General features: G+C 66.5%; 6 protein-coding genes. 3 read left to right on the forward strand and 3 right to left on the reverse strand.

The genetic code is table 11. The features are described from left to right. Positions 1-568: NRDE family protein (locus ABYB95_RS14340; protein WP_372659245.1), on the forward strand; the 568-nt coding region annotated here is incomplete at its 5' end. A 39-nt stretch (positions 569-607) separates the two neighbouring features. Here ABYB95_RS14340 and ABYB95_RS14345 read toward each other — a convergent pair. The 3 genes from ABYB95_RS14345 to ABYB95_RS14355 all read right to left on the reverse strand — a co-directional run bounded on the left by ABYB95_RS14345 (position 608) and on the right by ABYB95_RS14355 (position 4,946). Beyond that, positions 608-2,893 carry an O-antigen ligase family protein gene (locus tag ABYB95_RS14345; RefSeq protein WP_372659247.1) on the reverse strand — a complete coding sequence of 762 codons (2,286 nt, stop codon included), beginning with the start codon at positions 2,891-2,893 and terminating at the stop codon, positions 608-610. A gap of 191 nt (positions 2,894-3,084) precedes the next feature. Next, positions 3,085-3,951, reverse strand: a complete 867-nt coding sequence (locus ABYB95_RS14350; RefSeq protein ID WP_372659248.1) for a YbgC/FadM family acyl-CoA thioesterase — start codon at positions 3,949-3,951, stop codon at positions 3,085-3,087. Then, entirely contained in the window at positions 3,948-4,946 is a 999-nt protein-coding gene (locus ABYB95_RS14355; RefSeq protein WP_372659249.1) for an alpha/beta hydrolase, read from the reverse strand. The genes ABYB95_RS14350 and ABYB95_RS14355 overlap by 4 nt, the downstream gene beginning before the upstream one ends. 132 nt (positions 4,947-5,078) lie before the next feature. Here ABYB95_RS14355 and ABYB95_RS14360 point away from each other — a divergent pair, with 132 nt between their 5' ends. Both ABYB95_RS14360 and ABYB95_RS14365 read left to right on the forward strand, forming a co-directional pair. Then, complete coding sequence (locus ABYB95_RS14360; protein ID WP_372659250.1) at positions 5,079-6,215, forward strand: iron-containing alcohol dehydrogenase; 1,137 nt, start codon at positions 5,079-5,081, stop codon at positions 6,213-6,215. 212 nt (positions 6,216-6,427) lie between these two features. Further along, positions 6,428-6,626, forward strand: a 199-nt coding sequence (locus ABYB95_RS14365) for a hypothetical protein (RefSeq protein WP_372659251.1), incomplete at its 3' end; no start/stop codon positions are given.

Genomic DNA, 6,626 nt, shown 5'->3' on the forward strand with positions numbered 1-6,626 from the left:
ACAGGATTACGGCGGCTTCAACCTGGTGGTGGGCGACTTCACCCAAGGTTTTTGGGCCTGGGTCTCGAACCGGCATCCCGAACACCCGCACCGCGCCGAAAGCACGCCGCGCCTGCACACCCGGCCACTGGGTGCTGGCGTCTATGGCTTGTCCAATGCCGCGCTCGACACCCCCTGGCCCAAGACCCTGGCGCTCAAATCCGCGCTCGCCAGCCGCGTGGCGCCGCTGGCAACCGAGGCCGACAAGCTGGAAACATTGGCGGTTCTGACGCAGGCGCTGGGCGATGCCCGGCCCGCGCCCGACGCCTTGTTGCCCGACACCGGGGTGGCGCCGGTGGTGGAACAGGCGCTGTCCAGCGCGTTTGTGCGTGTGCCGCAAAACCGCTACGGCACCCGCTGCAGCACCGTGGTGCAGGTGGGACCCAGCGCGTCCACCGGCACCGCGCCTGGGCGCTGGCAGGTCCAGCTCGACGAGTGGACCCACGAACACAGCCGCCTGAGCGAGTCAGCGCCGGGCCGGGTGGATTTCCAAGCCCGGCAGCGCCGCAGCGAAACCCTGGTCTGGTAAAGAACTGGGGCGCGCCCGGCGCGGCCGAGCGGTCAGAGCTCAGGGCAACTGCGACCAGAAATTCTGCGGTATGCCGTTGAGCGTGGCCTGGCGCTGCGCAGGCGGCGTGGCCGCCACCGCCGAACGGAAATATTCCAGCGCCTTGGCGGTGTCGCCCTTGGCCAGCCAGGCGTTGCCCAAGCGCGCGTCACCGTCGACCTTTTGCGCCGGCCAACCCTTGTTGCGCAACTCGATGGACTTGATCGCCAAGTCCCAGTCCTGGGCCCGCATGGCCAGCACAAAGCCGGTGTTGACCATGTCGTAGTCGTAGCGATCGGCCAGGATGTCTTCGCGCGCCATGGCGTAGGCCTTGGGTTCGTTGCCATTGCGGCTGAGCAGAATCACCTCCAGCGAGCGCACCGACGGCGCGTTGGGCTGCAGCTGCTTGGCCCGCTCCAGCATGGCCATGGCCTTGTCGGGCTGCCCCATCTGGGCATAACCCCGCGCCACGTTGGACATGATGGCGGTCACATAAGGGCGCGAACCCAGCACCGACTCCCAGACCCAGACCGCGTTGGTCCAGTCGCCCCACTTGGCCATTTCGTCGGCCACCATGGGGGTGATCTTGCGGTAATGGGGGTTGATGTCGGTGCCCGCTTTGATCAGCTGCAACATTTCCTTGCGCTGCGCGTCCCATTTCGGGTTGTTGTAGTCGCCCGACTGGCTGACCAGCAAAGCGATTTTGGTGGCGCGCACGATCAGGCTTTCGCAGGCCGCCGCTTGCTGGGTGATGTAGCTGGCCAGTGCCAGACACACCATGGCCACCACCGCTCCGGCCTGCGAAAACGCCGGCCGCCACGGCAGGCGGGACGCAGCACTCCAACTGCGTTGCGCCAGCCGCGCATCGGACGCCGCCAAGATCGCCAGGGCCAGCGCAAACATCGCGCCGGTGCTGGCCATGCGCCAGGGGAACCCGGCGTTGCTCACGATCAAAAAGGCCATCAGCGCGGCCAGCGTGACGGCCCGCAAAGCGCCCTCGTTGTCGGCATCGCTGCCCTGCAGCCGCCAGGTGCGCCAGGCCGCCCGAACCAGGTAGGCCAGCAGGCCCAGCAAAAAGATCCAACCCACCAGACCGTATTCGGCCAGCAGCTGCAAAAATTCGTTGTGCACGTAGTAGTCGGTTTCCAGCTGCGAACCGGCATCCTGGTACAGCGGAATATCCACTTCCCAGGCGCCCGCACCCACACCGCTCAGCGGTCGTTGGGCGATGATGCGGCTGGTCGCCTTCCACATGACCCAGCGCACCGAGAACGAACGCTCGGTGTATTCCTCGGTCTGCGTCATCGATTTGGCGCGCGCGAAACTGCGCTCCAAGGCGTTCAGGCCCCGCCCTTCCAGGCGGTTTTCTTCGATCAGCTTGGGGTTGCCGGTGGCAATCAGGCCCAGCCCCAGCACCGTGGCCAGCAACACGCCCACGGCCAGGATGCGCTTGCCCGCGTCCCAGCGCTGCATGGCAAAGTTCGCGCGGTAGCGCCACAGCACCACCGGCATCACCACGGCCAGCGACAGCAAGGCCAGCAAGGCCGAGCGGGTACCGGTCATGAACATGGCCACCAGGTTGAAGCCGGTGGTGAGCGCCAGCAAGGTGATGGTGGCGGAATTGCGCGCCCGCACCAGCAGCCAGATGGAAAACGGCAGCGTGCAGACCACGAACTCGGCGAAGAAGTTGCGGTTGACGAAGGTGGACGCCGGATTGGGCCCCTGCGGAAAGAAGTTGAAATCGGCCCAGAACTGCAGCGCCGTCCACAAAGCGGCCACAAACGCCCCGGCGTGTATGCCCCAGGCCACCATGGGCAGGCGCTCGCGGTCCAGCGTGTTCAGGCCCAGCCAGACCAGCAGGGTGAAAATGAACCAGCGGATCGCCTCCACTCCGGCCAGATAGGTGTGTGACCAGGCCATGCTGCCCAGCGCGTACACCGAGAGCAGCAGGGGCAGCCAGACCAGCACGTGCCAGCGCAAAGCCTGCGCGCGGTTGCGCTGGTTCCAGAAGAAAAACAAGCCCGCCGCCAGCGCGGCGAACGACACCACGATGGACTTGAGCGTGTCTTGCAGCATCAACTCGTTGGGCACGCCCAGGGCGGGCGCCAGAAACATCATCAGCGCCAGGATGGCCACGGTCCAGTCGCCGCGCAGCACCTCGGTCGGCAACTGCAAAACCGACGGCGAGCCAGAGGGCGCACTGTCAGCCGCGCGCCTGGGGTTGGCGGCGCCTTGGGCACCCGAAGAGGTCTGAGAAGCAGCGGATCCGTTGCTACCGGGCGGCGTGCTGCGCTTTTTCTTGGCCATGAACAGTGCTGAAGTAAGAGGAAGAGATGGGCCCGCCCGCCGGAGCCCGGCACGCAAGCGGCGCCGGATCACCGGCGCGACAAACGGCTATTGTCGCCGCTCAGCCACAGGGCCTCTGGCGCACCAACGCTGTGGGGCGGACAGGTCCGGCCAGCACCGCATGGGCGCGTGTTTGAACGGCATGCCCCGCTTCACAAAGGCAGCGACATTTCCACGTGGGGAATGCCCGCCTCTTCAAAGGGCTCACCCACGCGGGCGAAGCCCAGCCGTGCATAAAAGCCTTCGGCACTGCGCTGGGCGTGCAGCAGCACCTGCGTCTCGCCGCGCGCGCGTGCCGCCGCCACCAAGGCCAACAGCACGCCGCGCCCCACGCCGCTGCCCCGCAAAAACCGGTGAACCGCCATGCGCCCCAGCTGCACCGTACCCGCACGACCACCGGCCAGTAGCCGCGCCGTGGCCACCGGTGCCCCCAGGCGGTTGTAGGCCACGGCGTGCAACGCCTGCTGGTCGGCCTCGTCCCATTCCAGCTCCTTGGGAATGTGCTGTTCGTTCACGAAGACCTCGGTGCGCAGCTGCTGTGCGTGCGCCCCCAGCCCGCTCCAATCGCCCAGGCGGACATCCACCATGGTCTCGCCCGCTTCATAGGCCAGCAAAATGGCGCGCAGCGCGTCGGGCACCGGTTTGGACTTCTGCGTGGCCGGGTCGGCGAACACATAAATCAGTTCGCCGGAGATCAGATGCTCTTCGCCCCGGAATATGGCGCCCACAAAGCGCAGGGACGAGGTGCCCACGCGCTCGCATTTCATGGCCACGTCGATCTGGTCGTCCACCCGGGCCGAGCCGTGGAATTCCACCGTGGCCTTGGCCACGTACAAATCACCGCCCAAGGCGTCCAGGCTGGTCTGGTAAGGCAGCGCCAGCGCACGCCAGTACTCGGACATGGCGGTGTCGAAGTACATCAGGTAGTGGGCATTGAAGACGATCTTCTGCATATCGACCTCGGCCCAGCGCACGTTCAAACGCAGAAAGCAGCGGAAATCGGATCGTTTGACGGTCATGTTGGGCCTCCTGCAGCCAGTGAAAAAGCCTGTCGCAAAGCGCGTGCGGCGTCGTTGTGCGCGGTGAGCGCCTGCGGAATGGCGCGGCCAAAGTTGATGAAGCCGTGCACCACGCCACCATAGATTTCCAGATCCACCGGCACACCGGCCAGGCGCAGCCGGTCGGCGTACAAAACACCTTCGTCCACCAGCGGATCGCACTCGGCCAGACCCACCCAGGCCGGGGCCACGCCGTCGAGGTCGCGCGGCTGGCCGCTTTCGTCCACGCCGTCCAGCGGGGCGTAACGCCAATCGTCGCGGTCGGCCTCGCTGGTGCGGTAGTTGCCCAGAAAGTACTGCACGTGTGCCTCTTCCAACAAAAACCCCTTGGCAAAGGTTTGGTGCGAGGGCGTGCTCGGGTGGCCGGTGGTGCCGGGGTAGAACAACAATTGCAAGGCCAAGGGCCAGCCCGCGTCGCGCGCCGAGATGGCGGTGACGCAGGCCAGGGTGCCACCTGCGCTGTCGCCCCCCACGGCGATGCGGGCGCCGTCGAGCCGCAGTGCACTGGCCTGCTCGCGCAACCAGGCCAGGCTGTCCCAGGCATCGTGCACGGCGGTGGGGAATTGGGCTTCGGGTGCCAGGCGGTAGTTCACCGAGACCACCGCGCAATGCGCCAGGTGGGCCAGGTGGCGACACAGCTGTTCGTGTGTGGCCACGCTGCCCACGGTAAAACCACCACCGTGGAAATACAGCAGCACCGGCAATGCGGTGTCGGCAGCCGGTGCATACAGCCGCGCGTTCAAGGCATGGCCGTCGCGCGCGGTGAAACCCAGGTCTTCCACCCGCGCCAGTTTGTGCGGTGGAATTTCGAGCACCCCGGCGCCGGCCTCGTACGCCAGGCGGGCCTGTGCGGGCGACAAGGCGTACAGGGGCACATGGCCTGCGCGGGCAATGCGGTCGAGTACGCCACGCATGGCGGGCGTGAGCCGAGATAGGGGATTGCGGTGCTTGTTCATGTGCATGCGGTGGCCAAAACTGTCGTGTGGGTGACCCGAGGTCAAAGGACGCGCTTGGACGCATCCCGAGCGGCGACGTATAGTTTTCGATTCTGCTTCATCCCCCATACACCAAGAGTCACCGAGACAACCATGGCCCAAATCCTCTATGTCACCAACATCCTGATCGAATTTGGCGCACTGGCGCAATTGCAGGCCGAATGCAAACGGGTCGGTATCAGCCGCCCACTGGTGGTGACCGACGCCGGGGTGAAGGCCGCCGGTTTGCTGGAAAAAACCCTGGCCGCCCTGCCCGGCTGGCAGCCGGCGGTGTTCGACGGCACCCCGTCCAACCCTACCGAAGCCGCGGTGCGGGCGGCAGCGGCGGTGTACCAGCAGGCCGGTTGCGATGGCCTGATCGCGCTCGGCGGCGGCAGCGCCATCGATTGCGCCAAGGGCGTGGCGATTGCGGCCACGCACGAAGGCCCGCTCAAGACCTACGCCACCATCGAAGGCGGTTCGCCCAAGATCACCGACCGCGTGCCGCCGCTGATCGCCGTGCCCACCACGGCGGGCACGGGCAGCGAGGTGGCGCGTGGCGCCATCGTGATCGTGGACGACGGCCGCAAGCTCGGCTTTCACAGCTGGCACCTGGTCCCCAAAACCGCCATTCTTGATCCGGATCTCACGCTCGGCCTGCCGCCCATGCTGACCGCCGCCACCGGCATGGACGCCATCGCCCACTGCATGGAAACGTTCATGGCGCCGCCGTTCAACCCGCCCGCCGACGGCATTGCGCTGGATGGTCTGGCGCGCGGCTGGGCGCATATTGAACGCGCCACCCAGGACGGTCAGGACCGCGAAGCGCGCCTGAACATGATGAGCGCCAGCATGCAAGGCGCCATGGCGTTTCAGAAAGGACTGGGTTGTGTGCATTCGCTCAGCCACAGCCTGGGCGGCGTGAACCCGCGCCTGCACCACGGCACGCTGAACGCCATGTTCCTGCCCGCCGTGATCCGGTTCAACGCCGAAGCCGAGTCCATGAAAAGGGACCGCCGGCTGGAGCGCATGGCGCACGCCATGGGTCTGAAAAACGGCAGCGAAGTGCCCGAAGCCATCACCGCCATGAACGCCCGGCTGGGTTTGCCCACAGGCCTGGCCGCCATGGGCGTGGAGCGCGACTGGTTCGACAAAATCATCGCCGGGGCCATGGCAGACCATTGCCACAAGACCAATCCGCGCATCGCCACGCCCGAGCAATACCGGGAGATGCTCGAAGCCGCGATGTGAGGGCGCCCACCGCGTCTTCGCCACGCGCGGCTCTCTGGTTCGAAACATTTTGAGACACCAGAGCCAGGACCAAGGTGGACCCTGGCCGTGCATGCGCTCATACTGTTTGGGTTGCCCAGGTGGCTCAGCCCGATCCGCCTGGGGTAGTGGCGTCTGTGGATGCCAGAGACAGGAATGCCAGCCATGAAGCCCTCAACCCACCGTTCTTTGGCGTGGATCGCCCAGGCCATGACCTGCCTTGCAGTAGCCAGTTGCGGCGGCGGCAGCGAGACCGCCGCAAGTGCCGGGACTCCGGCATCGGCCCCAGGCCTAGCACCAGCACCAGCTCCGGCACCAGCTCCGGCTCCGGCTCCAGCACCGGCTCCAGCACCGGCTCCAGCACCGGCTCCAGCACCGGCTCCGGCTCCGGCT

It is taken from the genome of Hydrogenophaga sp. (genome assembly GCF_041633695.1).
Lineage (GTDB): Bacteria > Pseudomonadota > Gammaproteobacteria > Burkholderiales > Burkholderiaceae_C > Hydrogenophaga.